Origin of the sequence: Streptomyces sp. NPDC057543 (assembly GCF_042801895.1) — a bacterium.
In the GTDB taxonomy this organism is placed as follows: domain Bacteria; phylum Actinomycetota; class Actinomycetes; order Streptomycetales; family Streptomycetaceae; genus Streptomyces.
The window spans coordinates 1-14056 of the sequence record NZ_JBHVFF010000076.1 but is presented as its reverse complement, the minus strand read 5'-3'; the positions used below and the strand labels follow the sequence as shown (position 1 = coordinate 14056).

Here is a 14056-nt window from a genome sequence, read left to right as displayed (position 1 = left end):
TCCAGGCGACTCGGGCCGCCTGAACACAATCCGTACGACTTGCGGCACTCAGGGTCCACCGTGACCTCGACAAGCGGCATGTCCCTGCACGAGGTGTCCCCCGGCTCGGGCATTACTCGGTCAGGTCACGGCGGACCGATACGGCCACCTCACTCAGGACGCCGGAACGCTGCCCTCACGCCGTCGAGGCGGCCGTCGCGCCGCACCTGTTCACATCAGGCCGAGTGACTTCAGAGCCCGGCGCTGGCCCGGTGTCGGCGCGGCGGGCCAGTAGACGTAGCAGACACCACCCGTACCGCTCCTGACCTTGCCGTTCGCGTCGTAGCGCTTGGTGCGGAGCCAGATCGTCTCCCACTCCGTGCGCTTGTAGACGCGGCGCACGGCCTCGTTGTTCGGCGAGGCCGGGTCGTTCGCGATCACGTCGCCGTCCGCGGTGAACCCGATCACGGTCATCAGGTGGCCCGAGGTCCCGTACCCCGCGCCGGTCAGCTCCTCCTTGAGGAAGGACTGCGACGTTATGACCGGGATGCCCGCCCGGATCAGCGTCTCCAGGTCCGTCAGCGAGCCGAGCCGGGTCACGGCCGCGCTCATGTGGTCGTACGTCGCGGCGTACGCGGCGTTGAACGGCCAGTTGCCGCAGCCTTCGTACTGGTAGTCGTAGGTGAACCGGGCCGCGTGGCAGACCTGCGGGTCGGCCAGGCCCGGCTTGACCCAGGCGAGCTCCTCGGCGGTGGGCCTGCGCCCCCAGTACTCGATGATCATCTGCGAGGAGGTGGGGCTGCACCAGGCCTCGCCGCCGTTGTCGTACTCCGGGTACTGCCCCGCGTGGACGTTCTGCGAGTAGCGCGGCACCGGAAGTTCCCGGGCGAGGCCTGGCGTGCTGGCGGGCACGGTGAAGCGGTCCGGTATGTCGGACGCCATCGCGCCGAGCCGCCACACCGTGGGCGTGAGACGGGTGCCCGGGGAGCGGAGGAGGGTGAGCCGCAGCCGGTACGAGACCAGCCGCAGGCCGCTCGCCGCGTCGTCCACCGAGAAGGTGTCGGTCCAGATGGAGCTCTTGCCGTCGGTCTGGTCGTCGACGGACGTCCGGCGGATGTCGCCGTCGCCCGCTGCCCACCGGCCCATCACGTACCAGGGTGTCCAGGTGGCGTCCGAGTAGCGCCCCTGGAGCTCGATCTGGATCCAGGTGCCCGCGGGGGTGTCCGCGTTCCACGAGGCGATCACCTCGGTCGCCGGGACCGCGGACCGGTGGACCGGCGAGGTCCAGGTCGCGTACTCCCAGGCGGCGGTCCTCCCGGTGTGCGGATCGGTGTAGTCGGTACTCCCCTCGGCGTGACCGATCACCAGACCGGGGCGACGGCCCGCGACGGCGCGCGTCCCGGCGCCGGAGCCGCTGCGCCAGTCGGTGTACGTGTGCCAGGAGTGGTTGTCCACCAGGGAAGCGGCCGCCGAGGAGGAAGCAGGCGGGCCGACGGTGGGCTGGGCCGCGGCGGGAACGGCGGCGGTCGCGGAGCCGGCGGACGACACCGTACCGGCGGTGGCCGCTGCCGCGAGCGCGGCGGTCAGCACGGTTCTGCGCGAGGTCGGTCTGTTCATGGGCGAGACCCCCGGTCGTAAGCGGAATGGGGCTGCAGGTGCACGACAGTGCGCCAACTATCGCGGGTCGTGGCCGGATTCGGCCAGCGATTCGACTCGCATCAGCAAACCAATATTGGTCTGGTCCACTGGCGTGACCTGCGCTTGCTTCGGACCGGCTCGTAGGCTGGGGCGCATGAACGACCTCTCGCTCCTCGCCGCGCGGCTGCGCACTCTGGCGCCGTCCTGCGGACCGGTGCGGCTGATCTCCATCGACGGCCACGCCGGATCGGGGAAGAGCACCTTCGCATCACGCCTCGCCGCCGCGCTCGACGGCGCCCCCGTACTGCGTCTGGACGATCTGGCCACCCATGAGTCCTTCTTCACCTGGGTGGAGCGGCTGCGGGAGCAGGTGATCGTGCCGCTGTCGCGCGGGGAGTGCGCGTACTACGCGCCTTACGACTGGACCGCGCGAGGGTTCGCGCCGCCGCGCGCCCTGGAGCCGGCGCCGGTGGTCCTGATCGAAGGAGTGGGGGCGGGCCGCCGGGCGCTGCGGCCCCGTCTGACGCGGTCGTTGTGGATGGATCTCGGTGCGGCGGAGTCCTGGGAACGGGGCCGCCGTCGGGACGGGCCGGCCCTGTCGGCCTTCTGGGACGAGTGGACGGCGGCCGAGGCGGCACACTTCTCGGCCGATCCCTCGCGCCCGCACGCGGACGCTCTGGTAAGGCAGTTGCCGGTGGGGTACGAGTGGCTGGAGGGACCCGGCGGGGCAGCAGGAGCGAACCATTCCGTCACGGAGCGTGAGCGCATTGCGCCACCGAGCTGAGTGGTGAGAAAACGCCCCGGAAGTACCTCAACTCTGCTTGACCCGAGGGCGGTACAGGTCTTACGTTCTCAATGTGCGGCTTTTCGGAGCCCTCGCAGACACGAAGCCCCCGGTTGTTCCCCCGTGATCGGGGGCTTCGTTCTGCCTTCGCACCCCCTTTCCCCCGTCGACTCGACGGATTCCGCCTACCCTCGGTAACGGTCTCCCTTCTGCCTGCGGTGCTCTTAGTCGCACACTCCCTGCGCAGGTACGATGCCTCTCGGTGCGGTCAATTCCCGTCCGTGGCAAAGTGATTCAGCGCGCCTCGGCGGGCAGGTCGTGCGGCGGGACATCCTGGGGGCACGGTTTGTGGGGGACCAGATGGACATCGGCACGCAGGGCGCGCAGGCCCCGGCCGACCTCGCCTGGCTACGCGGCGTGGACGCCTACACCATGGGCGCCTACCCGCAGGCTGAAGAGGAGTTCAGGGCCGCGGTACGGATCGATCCCGGCATGGCGGACGGCTGGCTCGGCCTCCATGCGCTGAGGGTCGACACGACGACGGCGCTGCTGCGCATGTACCGCCATCGCGAACGCTTCGGCGAGCAACGCACCCGCCATCGACGCACGCTCAACTCCTGGTACTGGCTGGGCTGGTGGGTGCAGCCGGTGCTGGAGAGCCCGCGTGATCTGCTTCTCGCGCACGCCTCGCACTGGCTGGACGGGCGCCATGTCCCCGAGCTGGACCGCGCGCTGGCCGGCCTGCCGCCGGTGGACACGGACCCGCAGGTCCGCTTCCTGCACGCCTGCCGCTCCTACCTCGTCAAGGACTGGGAGCAGCTCGTCCGCAACACCGAGCAGTTGACCGACGATCCGCTGCTCGGCATCGAGGCGGGGCTGTTCGGCGGGATGGCGCGGGTGCGACTGGAGATGTACGGGCAGGCCGAGCCACTGCTCTCCACCGCGCTGATGCGCTGCCGCAGCGAACAGCCGCAGCGCAAGGAGCTGCGCTACTGGCTGGCCCGCGCGCACGAGGGCACCGGCCGCAGCGCCGCCGCCCTGCCGCTCTACCGGGCGGTGCACCGGATCGACCCGGCGTTCATGGACACCTCGGCCCGGCTCGCCGCGATCGCGGACTACGACGGCCTCGAGGGCACCGACGAGGCCGCCGGTATCACCGCCGTCACCCTGGCCGGGCTGGGTGCGGACGCCGTGGCGGAGGCGCAGCCGGACACAGACGCGCTGCTCGGCACCGATCTGGTGGACGGCCGGGAGCTGCGGCCGGGCAGCGAGGCCCCGGGGCTCGTGGGCCTCGGGGGGCCGCCGCCGTCCGACGGTGCGCGCCGGAAGACGGCGGTGCCCGGTCAGCCGCAGTCCCCCTTTCCGGCCGGGCCCAGCGATCCGGTGCTGCTCGCCGAGGCGCTGGCGGAGCTGGAGCGGATGGTCGGTCTGGAACCCGTCAAGCGCCAGGTCAAGGCGTTGTCCGCGCAGTTGAACATGGCGCGGTTGCGGGCCGGTCAGGGGCTGCCCGTGCAGCCGCCGAAACGCCATTTCGTCTTCTCGGGCCCTTCCGGTACCGGCAAGACCACGGTGGCCCGCATCCTGGGCCGGGTCTTCTACGCCCTCGGCCTGCTCGGCGGCGACCATCTCGTCGAGGCCCAACGGGCCGATCTGGTGGGCGAGTTCCTCGGCCAGACCGCAGTCAAGGCCAATGAGCTGATCGACTCGGCGCTCGGTGGGGTGCTGTTCGTCGACGAGGCGTACAGCCTCTCCAACACCGGCTACAGCAAGGGCGACGCGTACGGCGACGAGGCGCTCCAGGTCCTCCTCAAGCGCGCGGAGGACAACCGGAACCATCTCGTCGTCATCCTCGCGGGCTATCCGGAAGGCATGGACCGGCTGCTGGCCACCAATCCGGGGCTCTCCTCCCGCTTCACCACCCGGGTGGACTTCCCGAGCTACCGGCCCCTGGAGCTCACCTCGATCGGAGAGGTACTCGCCGCGGAGAACAGCGACGCGTGGGACGAGGAGTCCCTGGAGGAGCTGCGCTCCATCAGCGCTCATGTCGTCGACCAGGGCTGGATCGACGAGCTGGGCAACGGGCGGTTCCTGCGCACCCTGTACGAGAAGAGCTGCGCCTACCGCGATCTGCGGCTCTCCGGTTACGCGGCTCTGCCGAGCCGGGACGATCTGGCCACGTTGCGGCTGCCGGATCTGATGCAGGCGTACGGCGAGGTGCTGTCCGGCCGGGGGCCGGTGGACCGGGGGCCGCAGGAACCGCCGGCGTTGTAAGGAGGCCGGGGATGCCCGGCAGCCCTTGCCCTAGATCGCCGGACGGGCTGAAGAATGGAGAATCAGCCCGTCCGGCGGTCGGGATTCAGTGGACCGACGCGGTGAGTTCGCCGGTGCCGGTCGTCGTGTCCGCCGTCCGGCGCGGTACGGAGACCCGGTGGGCCGGATCGCGCACCTCACCGACGAGCATCTCCAGGACGTCCTCCATGGCGACCAGGCCGAGGATCCGGCCCGACGCGTCGGCGACCTGTGCCAGATGCGTCGCCGCGCGGCGCATCACCGTCAGGGCGTCGTCCAGGGGGAGCTCGGCCCGCACGGTGGCCATCGGGCGCCAGACGTGCTGGGGGACGGCCCGTTCGCCGTCCTCCAGGTCAAGCACGTCCTTGACGTGCAGATAGCCCATGAACGGACCGCCGCCCTCCGCGCACACGGGAAAGCGTGAGTAGCCGGTGCGTACAGTCAGCTGCTCGATCCGGTGGGGGGTGACGGAGGGGTCCACCGTCACCAGTGAGGCCCGGCTGAGCAGCACATCGGTGACGGGCCTGCTGCCCAGCTCCAGTGCGTCCTCCAGTCGCTCCTGGGCCTCCGGCTCCAGGAGTCCCGCCTGGCCGGAGTCCTCGACGAGCCGGTTGAGCTGCTCGCTGGTGAAGACGGCCTCCACCTCGTCCTTCGGTTCGACGCCGAAGATCCGGAGCACCAGCCGGGCGCAGGCGCCCAGTGCGGAGGTGACCGGGCGGCACAGGCGGGCGAAGCCCACGAGGCCGGGGCTGAGCCAGAGCGCGGTCTTCTCCGGCGCCGCCATCGCGAGGTTCTTAGGAACCATTTCGCCGATGACGAGGTGGAGGAAGACCACGAAGACCAGCGCCAGGACGTAGCCGAGCGGATGGATGAGCCCCTCGGGCAGGTGGACCGCGTGGAAGACCGGCTCCAGCAGCTGGGCGATGGTCGGTTCGGCGACGGCTCCGAGGGTCAGCGAGCAGACGGTGATGCCGAACTGGGCGGCGGCCATCATCTGCGGCAGGTTCTCCAGTCCGTACAGCACCTGGCGGGCCCGGCCCGACCCGGCCGCCGCGAGGGGTTCGACCTGGCTGCGCCGTACGGAGACAAGGGCGAACTCGGCACCGACGAAGAAGCCGTTCGCCAGCACGAGGAGTCCGGCGAAGATCAGCTGGACCAGGCTCATCGCACGGCCTCCAGGGCATCCTGGGTCAGCGGGGCCGGAGTGAGGGGGTCGGTCGCCTCGGCCGTGCGCACGAAGCGGACCTTCTCGGCACGGTAGTGCCCCACCTGGCGTACGGAGATCCGCCAGCCGGGCAGCTCGGCCCGGTCACCGGGGGCGGGAATGCGTCCCAGCAGATCGGCGACGAGTCCGGCCACGGTCTCGTACGGGCCGTCGGGGACGTCGAGTCCTATCCGGCGCAGGGTCAGGACCCGGCAGCTGCCGTCGGCGTCCCAGGCCGGGCGCCCGTCCTCCGGAGCGGCGGAGGCCAGTTCGGGCCGGTCGGCGCCTTCGGCGTCGTGCTCGTCCCTGACCTCGCCGACGAGTTCCTCGATGATGTCCTCGAGGGTGACGACTCCGGCGGTGCCGCCGTACTCGTCGACCACGACGGCGATCGGCTGCTCATTGCGCAGCCGCTGGAGCAGCTGTTCGACGGGCAGGGTCTCCGGCACCAGCAGCGGTGGTACGACGATCCGGCCGGCCGGCGTGCGCAGCCGGTCCTGGGCGGGCACGGCGAGTGCGTCCTTGAGGTGGATCATGCCGACGACCTCGTCGATGCGCTCCCGGTAGACCGGGAAGCGGGAGAGGCCGGTGGCGCGGGTGAGGTTGAGGACGTCCTGCGCGGTCGCCGAGGTCTGCAGGGCGCTGACCTTCACCCGTGGGGTCATGACGTGCTGGGCGGTGAGCCCGGCGAGGGACAGGGTCCGTACGAAGAGATCCGCGGTGTCCTGTTCGAGGGTGCCGGCCTCGGCCGAGTGCCGGGCCAGGGAGACCAGTTCCCCCGGCGTGCGGGCGGAGGCCAGCTCGTCGGTGGGTTCGACGCCGAGCAGCCGTACCAGCCGGTTGGCGACGGTGTTCAGCAGGCTGATCACCGGCCGGAGAGCGGCGGAGAAACGGTGCTGGGGGCCGGCGACGAAGCGAGCGACCTGGAGCGGCCGGGAGACAGCCCAGTTCTTGGGCACGAGTTCGCCGATGACCATCTGGACGGCGGAGGCCACCATCATTCCGATGACCACGCTGATGCCGGGGACGGCGCCGTCGGGCAGCCCGGTCAGGGTGAGGGGGCCGTCCAGCAGCTGGGCGAGTGCCGGTTCGGCGAGCATGCCGACGACCAGTGAGGTGATGGTGATCCCCAGCTGGGTGCCGGAGAGCTGGAAGGAGAGTTCACGCAGGGCTTCGACGACGGTCCGGGCCCGCCGGTCGCCCTCGGCGGCGGCGCGCTCGGCGTCCGGCCGCTCGACCGTGACGAGCCCGAACTCGGCTGCCACGAAGAATCCGTTGGCGAGGATGAGAAGGAATGCCGCGCTCAGAAGCAGCAGGGGGATGGTCATGCCGCCGCCTCCGGGGAGGGGGCGGCGCAGGTACTACCGGACGATCCGTCCATTGCTGGAAGGAGTCACTCCTTGGGTCGCAGGAAAGCCCCGCCGGTCTCGTGGACCTCTCGTGCGGGGCGGGGCACGCACAGGGCGCCGCCGCCCTCCAGAGTAATCAAGAAGAGGCCGTACGCGGCAGGGGGCTCAGCCGTTGTCCGTACCGGTGCCGTGGTTCTCGGCGAGGGCACGGAGCGCACGGGCGTCGCGGATGGCCTGCTGCTTGGCGATTCCCGGCTGGATGCCGAGGGCGGGCATGCTGGTCCCGTCGCTCAGGTCGAGGAAGACCCAGGGGTCGCCGACACGCAGGTTGACGCGGAGAATCTCCGCCCAGGACAGTTGGCGCGTCCGGGTGAGATTGACCACGGTCACCCCGTCCTCGTTCGCAACGATCTTCGGGCGGCTGAGCAGCGCGAGCACGCCGAAGAACAGCAGCGCGGTGAAGACGAAGCTGGACCGCTCCCCCGCGCTCAGCTGTTCCAGGGTCAGGGCGATGACGGTGATGACGACGAACATGGCCGCCCCCACGGTCAGCAGGACCACCCGGGTTCGGGTCGGCCGGAACGTGATCGGGAGAGTGGGGAGTTCGGACCGGGGCGCGGGGGCGGACATGGTGTTCTTCTGTCTTCCGGGTGGTCGCGCGGCCGTCAGAGGCGGCAGGCGTGGATGGCGGTGGTGAGGATGGCGCGCGCGCCGAGGTCGTACAGATCGTCCATGATCCGCTGGGCCTCCCGGGCGGCGACCATGGAGCGGACGGCGACCCAGCCCTCGTGGTGCAGCGGGGAGATGGTCGGCGACTCCAGGCCCGGAGTGAGGGCGACCGCGCGCTCCAGGTGCTCGACGCGGCAGTCGTAGTCCATCATCACGTAGGAGCGGGCGACCAGGACGCCCTGGAGGCGGCGGAGGAACTGCTGCACCTTGGGGTCGTCGTCCGGTGCGCCGGTGCGGCGGATGACGACGGCTTCCGACGTCATGATCGGCTCGCCGATGACTTCGAGTCCGGCATTGCGCAGGCTGGTGCCGGTCTCCACGACGTCGGCGATGATCTGGGCGACCCCGAGCTCGATGGCGGTCTCGACCGCGCCGTCGAGGTGGACGACGGAGGCGTTGACGCCGAGGTCGGCGAGGTGCTTGGCGACGATGCCCTCGTAGGAGGTGGCGATCGTCTTGCCGTCGAAGTCCTGCGGGCCCTGGGCCGTGCCGGGCTTGGTGGCGTAGCGGAAGGTGGAGCGGGCGAAGCCGAGCCGGAGGATCTCCTCGGCGTCGGCGCCGGAGTCCAGCAGCAGGTCGCGGCCGGTGATGCCGATGTCGAGGCGGCCGGAGCTGACGTAGATCGCGATGTCGCGGGGCCGCAGGTAGAAGAACTCGACCTCGTTCTCGGGGTCGACGAGGACGAGCTCCTTGGACTCCTTGCGCTGTTGGTAGCCGGCCTCATGGAGCATCGCCATCGCAGGCCCGGAGAGTGAACCCTTGTTGGGAACGGCGATGCGCAGCATGAGGTCAGGTTTCCTTATGTGAGGAGGGAGTCCGGTGCGGTGTGCGGATGTGTGTGGTGCGGAGGTCGTGCTCAGAGGTGGGCGTAGACGTCGTCGAGGGAGATTCCGCGGGCGACCATCATCACCTGGACGTGGTACAGCAGCTGGGAGATCTCCTCGGCGGCGGCGTCCTTGCTCTCGTGCTCGGCGGCCATCCAGACTTCGGCGGCCTCCTCGACGACCTTCTTGCCGATGGCATGGACCCCCTTGTCCACCAGCTCGGCGGTGCGGGAGGTGGAGGGATCGCCGTCGGCGGCCTTGAGCTGCAGCTCGGCGAAGAGCTCTTCGAAGGTTTTGTTCGCCATGATGGTCCTTAGAGTACGGGGTCCGGGGCCTCCGATCAGCGCCAGGGCTCGCTGACGGTGCGCAGCGTCGCGGCGGTGGCGACGGCCGCGGTGACCGCTTCGTGCCCCTTGTCCTCGTTGGAGCCTTCCAGTCCTGCCCGGTCGAGGGCCTGCTCCTCGGTGTCACAGGTGAGTACGCCGAAGCCGACCGGGACTCCGGTGTCGACGGCGACCTGGGTGAGGCCGTTGGTGACGCCGTGGGACACGTACTCGAAGTGCGGGGTGCCGCCGCGGATGATCACGCCGAGGGCGACGATCGCGTCGTAGCCGCGGCCAGCAAGGACCTTGGCGACGACCGGGAGCTCGAAGCTGCCGGGCACCCGGAGCAGGGTCGGCTCGTCGATGCCCAGCTCGTGCAGGGCGCGCAGGGCGCCGTCGACGAGTCCGTCCATGATCTTCTCGTGCCACTGCGCGGCGACGACCGCCACGCGCAGGTCACCGCAGTTGCGTACGGACAGTTCGGGTGCGCCCTTGCCGCTCATGGTTCTCCTACCGCTCGTTTCCGTGATCGTTCACTGGTTGCCGCAGGTCGACGCCGTGGCGGCGTCGAGCCAGGGCAGGTCGTGCCCCATGCGGTCGCGCTTGGTGCGCAGGTAGCGCAGATTGTGTTCGCCTGCCTTGACGGGCATCGGCTCGCGGCCGGTGACGGCCAGACCGTGCCGCAGGACCGCGGCCGTCTTGTCGGGGTTGTTGGTCATCAGCCGCAGGCTGCGGATGCCGAGGTCCTTGAGGATCTGGGCGCCGGCCGCGTAGTCCCGGGCGTCGGCGGGCAGGCCGAGCTCCAGGTTGGCGTCGAGGGTGTCGATGCCGCGCTCCTGGAGTTCGTAGGCGCGCAGCTTCGACAGCAGACCGATGCCCCGGCCCTCGTGGCCGCGCAGATAGACGACGACGCCGCGGCCCTCCTCGGTGATCCGGCGCATGGAGGCCTGGAGCTGGGGCCCGCAGTCGCAGCGCTGCGACTGGAAGATGTCGCCGGTCAGGCACTCGGAGTGGATCCGCACCAGGATGTCGTCGCCGGTGCCGATGTCGCCGTGGACGAGCGCGACATGCTCGACGCCGTCGGCCGTGGAGCGGTAGCCGTACGCCGTGAACGCGCCGAAGCTCGTCGGCAGCCGTACCTCGGCCTCGCGGCGGACGGTCGGCTCCGAGGAGCGGCGGTAGGCGATCAGGTCCTCGATGGAGATGATCGTGAGGCCGTGCTTGCGGGCGAACGGGACGAGCTGCGGCAGCCGCAGCATCACGCCGTCCTCGCCGGCGATCTCGACGATCGCCCCGGCGGGCCGCAGTCCGGCGAGCCGGGCGAGGTCGACGGCGGCCTCGGTGTGGCCGTTGCGGACCAGCACACCGCCGGAGCGGGCGCGGAGCGGGAAGATGTGGCCGGGCCGTACGAAGTCGCCGGGGCCCGCCTCCCCGCCCGCCAGCAGCCGGAGCGTGGCGGCCCGGTCGGCGGCGGAGATGCCGGTGGTCACGCCGTGCGCCGCCGAGGCGTCGACGGAGACGGTGAACGCCGTACGCATCGACTCGGTGTTGTGGGCGACCATCTGCGGCAGTTCGAGCCGTTCCAGCTCGTCGTTCTCCATGGGCGCGCAGATCAGGCCGCGGCACTCGCTCATCATGAACGCGACGATCTCGGGGGTGGCCTTCTCGGCCGCGATGACGAGGTCGCCCTCGTTCTCCCGGTCCTCGTCGTCGACGACCACGACGGGCCGTCCGGCGGCGATGTCGCGGATCGCCTGCTCCACGGGGTCGAGCGTGAGGTCCTCGACGACGCTCTCGTGTTCCCGGTGCAACCAGGTGGGCTGGGCAGTCATGCCGTGGCTCCTTCCAGAGCGGGTGTCCGCGAACGCAGCCACCAGTCGCGCATGCCCCACAGGACGAGGGCGCCGTACACGACGTAGATGAGACCGGAGAAGGCGAGGCCGCTGTGGAAGTTCAGGGGTACGCCGACCAGATCGACCAGCAGCCAGGCGAACCAGAACTCGACCATGCCGCGGGCCTGGGCGAGCATCGCGACGAGTGTCCCGGCGAATATGTACGCGTCCGCCCACGGGCTCCAGGAGAGCGAGGGGAACGCGGTGAACAGGCCGCCGACCGCGAGGGTGCCGAGTGCGGCGCCGCCGAGAAGGTAGCCGCGCTCGCGCCAGGTGGCGAACCGTACGGCGATGGAGCCGTCCTGGGCCTGCTGCCTGCCCCGGGTCCACTGCTGCCAGCCCCAGACGGCCACGGCGATGACGACGAGCTGCTTGCCGACGCTGCCCGCCTGGTGCACGGAGACGTTGGCGGCGACCAGGACGACGCCGGACAGCAGCTGGGCGGGCCAGGTCCAGATCGAGCGGAGCCAGCCCAGGGTCAGCGCGATCAGACCGACAGTGTTGCCGATCATGTCGGACCAGATGATGTGCTGCCCGAAGACGGTGAACGCCTCCGAGTTCAGCCAGTTCAGCGCCGTCACTTCACCGGCTCCTCGGGGTCCCGGGCGGCGTCGCCGAGCAGCCGCTCGACGTACTTCGCGATGACGTCCACCTCCAGGTTGACCGGATCGCCGGGCTCCTTGATGCCGAGCGTGGTCAGGGCGAGAGTGGTGGGGATGAGGCTGATGGTGAAGTAGTCGGGTCCGGCGTCCACGACGGTCAGGCTGACGCCGTCGACGGTGATCGAGCCCTTCTCCACCACGTAGCGGGTGAGGTCCGCCGGGAGGGAGATCTTCACGATCTCCCAGTTCTCGGAGATCTTGCGCTCGACGATGCGGCCGGTGCCGTCGACATGGCCCTGGACGATGTGGCCGCCGAGCCTGCCGCCGAGCGCCATGGGGCGTTCCAGGTTGACCCGGGAGCCGGTCTCCAGGGCGCCGAGGCTGGACCGGTTCAGGGTCTCGGCCATCACGTCGGCGGTGAACTCGCCCTCGCCCAGGTCGACGACGGTGAGGCAGACGCCGTTGACGGCGATGGAGTCGCCGTGCTTCGCGCCTTCGGTGACGACGGGACCGCGCAAGCGGAAGCGGGAGGCGTCGCCGAGCTTCTCGACGGCGGTGACTTCACCCAGTTCTTCGACAATTCCGGTGAACACTCAGTTTCCCTTCCGGGCGGGGCCGGGTACGGCGGTGATGCGCAGATCGGGGCCGATACGGACGGTCTCGGTGACATCGAGGCGCAACGCCTCGGCGATGGTGGAGATTCCGGCGTCGGCGAGGGCCGCGGGGCCCGCACCGAGAAGCACGGGAGCGAGGTAGCCAACGACCTTGTCGACCGTTCCCGCGGCGACGAAGGCCCCGGCCAGGGTCGGGCCGCCTTCGAGGAGTACGGAGCGGACGCCCCGCCCGTACAGGGCGCTGAGCAGGGCGGGGATGTCCAGGCCGGGGCCGGTGGCGGCGCGCGGCAGCCGCAGCACGGCCTCTTCGGGGAGCCGGCGGGCGTCGGCGTCATCGGCGACGGCGATCAGGGTGGGCGCGGTGTCGTCGAGGACGCGGGCGCCGGGGTGTACGGCGGTGGCGCCGGTGTCCACGACCACCCGCAGGGGCTGTACGGCGCCGTCCACGCCCCGTACGCCGAGCTGCGGGTCGTCGGTACGGGCGGTGCCGGAGCCGACCACGACGGCGTCGGCCTCGGCGCGCAGCCGGTGGACATCGGCGCGGGACTCGGGCGAGGTGATCCAGCGGCTGGTGGCGTCGGCGGCCGCGATCCGGCCGTCGAGGGTCGCCGCGTACTTCCACAGGACGTACGGGCGGCCCAGGCGCACCGAGGTCAGCCAGGCCGCGTTGCCCGCCTCGGCCTCGTCCGCGAGGAGCCCCTGCTCGGCCTTGATCCCGGCCGCGCGCAGGGTGTCCGCACCGCCGGTGGCCTGCGGGTTCGGGTCACCGACGGCGTAGACGACCCGGGCGACACCGGCCTCGATGAGGGCCTGGGCGCAGGGGCCGGTGCGGCCGGTGTGGTTACAGGGTTCGAGGGTGACGTAGGCGGTGCCGCCACGGGCACGGCCGCCCGCGGCACGCAGGGCGTGGATCTCGGCGTGCGGCCCGCCGGCGCGCCGGTGGAAGCCCTCGCCGGCCGGTTGGCCCGCGGCGTCGAGGATGACGCAGCCGACGACGGGGTTGGGGCTGGTGGAGCCGAGACCGCGGGCGGCGAGCACGATCGCTCGGCGCATGGCGGTGATGTCGGCTGCGGTGTCCACCGGGTCCTCCTGCCTCTTCGGGCACGGACTCCGGGGCCTGTCGACGACGACAGATGAAGCGGGAACGCAACAGGGGAACGCCGAAAACCGGAACGAACGGATGGGATCGGTTGCCCGAAAACCATCCGCCGACGGCGGCGTACCCGTGAAACGGCCCGCCGCGCACTGCCTCCCATCCGGACTTTAACCGTCGGTCCAGGAATCCCACCTGGTCAACCGGCCGCTGGATGCGGACGGGTCGCGGACTATAACCGCCGGTTCGGAATTACACCGACCCCGGAGTGCGCTGCTGCTGGTACACGATCAGTGTGCCATGCCCGCCGATGGGCCATATGGGCGAGCGCCTGTGGAGTGGCTCACACGCGCGAGGCGGCACGGACGGGCTGTGGGGCAGGGCCGCCACCACCGACTGCCCGGCCGGCGCGGGGCTGACCAAGTGCGGTGACGGCGCCGTCGGCAACGACAACCTCCGGCACGACCTGGACGCCAACGGCAAGGAGGCGCCCGCCGGTTCCAACCCGATGTGGCACGCCAGGAACCTGGAGAAGGGCATCGGGGGCGACTACGTCACCGACTACGGTTTCGCCGCCGACACCAAGCTGAGTGAGACGCCCGGCTCCATCGGTGACCGGGGTGTCCGGCAGGGCCTCGGAGCCGGCCGGCCCCTCCCCCGACTGCCCGGCGGTGACCGGTTCGCCCCCGGTCGCCGCGGGGCTCGGCCATGCTCAGCCGGCCGGGGTGAACAGCTC

Annotated in this window: 13 protein-coding genes, 1 pseudogene and 1 riboswitch; of the genes and pseudogenes, 3 read left to right on the top strand and 11 right to left on the bottom strand. The window is 70.8% G+C overall.

What is annotated here, in order from left to right:
• Positions 1–210 precede the first annotated feature (210 nt).
• Positions 211–1596, bottom strand: a complete 1386-nt coding sequence (locus ACFU8Q_RS15655) for a peptidase C39 family protein (protein ID WP_384453286.1) — start codon at positions 1594–1596, stop codon at positions 211–213.
• Positions 1597–1771: 175 nt separating this feature from the next.
• Between ACFU8Q_RS15655 and ACFU8Q_RS15650 the strand changes: the two genes are divergently transcribed.
• On the top strand, positions 1772–2401 hold the full coding sequence (locus tag ACFU8Q_RS15650) for a uridine kinase (RefSeq protein WP_384453283.1): 630 nt from the start codon (positions 1772–1774) through the stop codon (positions 2399–2401).
• Positions 2402–2761: 360 nt separating this feature from the next.
• Positions 2762–4672, top strand: coding sequence for an AAA family ATPase (locus ACFU8Q_RS15645; protein ID WP_384453280.1), 1911 nt, complete (start codon positions 2762–2764; stop codon positions 4670–4672).
• 85 nt (positions 4673–4757) lie between these two features.
• On the opposite strand, the gene ACFU8Q_RS15640 is transcribed toward ACFU8Q_RS15645, so the two are convergent.
• The 10 genes from ACFU8Q_RS15640 to ribD all read right to left on the bottom strand — a co-directional run bounded on the left by ACFU8Q_RS15640 (position 4758) and on the right by ribD (position 13307).
• Positions 4758–5855, bottom strand: coding sequence for a hemolysin family protein (locus ACFU8Q_RS15640; protein ID WP_384453277.1), 1098 nt, complete (start codon positions 5853–5855; stop codon positions 4758–4760).
• Entirely contained in the window at positions 5852–7222 is a 1371-nt protein-coding gene (locus tag ACFU8Q_RS15635; RefSeq protein WP_384453274.1) for a hemolysin family protein, read from the bottom strand. The genes ACFU8Q_RS15640 and ACFU8Q_RS15635 overlap by 4 nt, the downstream gene beginning before the upstream one ends.
• Positions 7223–7408: 186 nt before the next feature.
• On the bottom strand, positions 7409–7873 hold the full coding sequence (locus tag ACFU8Q_RS15630; protein WP_384453271.1) for a PH domain-containing protein: 465 nt from the start codon (positions 7871–7873) through the stop codon (positions 7409–7411).
• Between the two features lie 35 nt (positions 7874–7908).
• On the bottom strand, positions 7909–8757 hold the full coding sequence (gene hisG / locus ACFU8Q_RS15625) for an ATP phosphoribosyltransferase (protein WP_384453268.1): 849 nt from the start codon (positions 8755–8757) through the stop codon (positions 7909–7911).
• 71 nt (positions 8758–8828) lie between these two features.
• Entirely contained in the window at positions 8829–9101 is a 273-nt protein-coding gene (locus tag ACFU8Q_RS15620; protein ID WP_073739434.1) for a phosphoribosyl-ATP diphosphatase, read from the bottom strand.
• A 35-nt stretch (positions 9102–9136) separates the two neighbouring features.
• On the bottom strand, positions 9137–9622 hold the full coding sequence (ribH, locus tag ACFU8Q_RS15615) for a 6,7-dimethyl-8-ribityllumazine synthase (RefSeq protein WP_266745064.1): 486 nt from the start codon (positions 9620–9622) through the stop codon (positions 9137–9139).
• Between the two features lie 30 nt (positions 9623–9652).
• Positions 9653–10951, bottom strand: coding sequence for a bifunctional 3,4-dihydroxy-2-butanone-4-phosphate synthase/GTP cyclohydrolase II (locus tag ACFU8Q_RS15610; protein ID WP_384453264.1), 1299 nt, complete (start codon positions 10949–10951; stop codon positions 9653–9655).
• Positions 10948–11592 carry a nicotinamide riboside transporter PnuC gene (locus tag ACFU8Q_RS15605; protein ID WP_384453261.1) on the bottom strand — a complete coding sequence of 215 codons (645 nt, stop codon included), beginning with the start codon at positions 11590–11592 and terminating at the stop codon, positions 10948–10950. The genes ACFU8Q_RS15610 and ACFU8Q_RS15605 overlap by 4 nt, the downstream gene beginning before the upstream one ends.
• Entirely contained in the window at positions 11589–12206 is a 618-nt protein-coding gene (locus ACFU8Q_RS15600; protein WP_384453258.1) for a riboflavin synthase, read from the bottom strand. The genes ACFU8Q_RS15605 and ACFU8Q_RS15600 overlap by 4 nt, the downstream gene beginning before the upstream one ends.
• Complete coding sequence (gene ribD / locus ACFU8Q_RS15595; RefSeq protein WP_384453255.1) at positions 12207–13307, bottom strand: bifunctional diaminohydroxyphosphoribosylaminopyrimidine deaminase/5-amino-6-(5-phosphoribosylamino)uracil reductase RibD; 1101 nt, start codon at positions 13305–13307, stop codon at positions 12207–12209.
• Between the two features lie 158 nt (positions 13308–13465).
• Positions 13466–13596: riboswitch (FMN riboswitch) on the bottom strand.
• Between the two features lie 70 nt (positions 13597–13666).
• Between ribD and ACFU8Q_RS15590 the strand changes: the two are divergent.
• Positions 13667–13918: pseudogene (locus tag ACFU8Q_RS15590) on the top strand (chitinase); the annotation flags it as partial.
• Between the last annotated feature and the right edge of the window lie 138 nt (positions 13919–14056).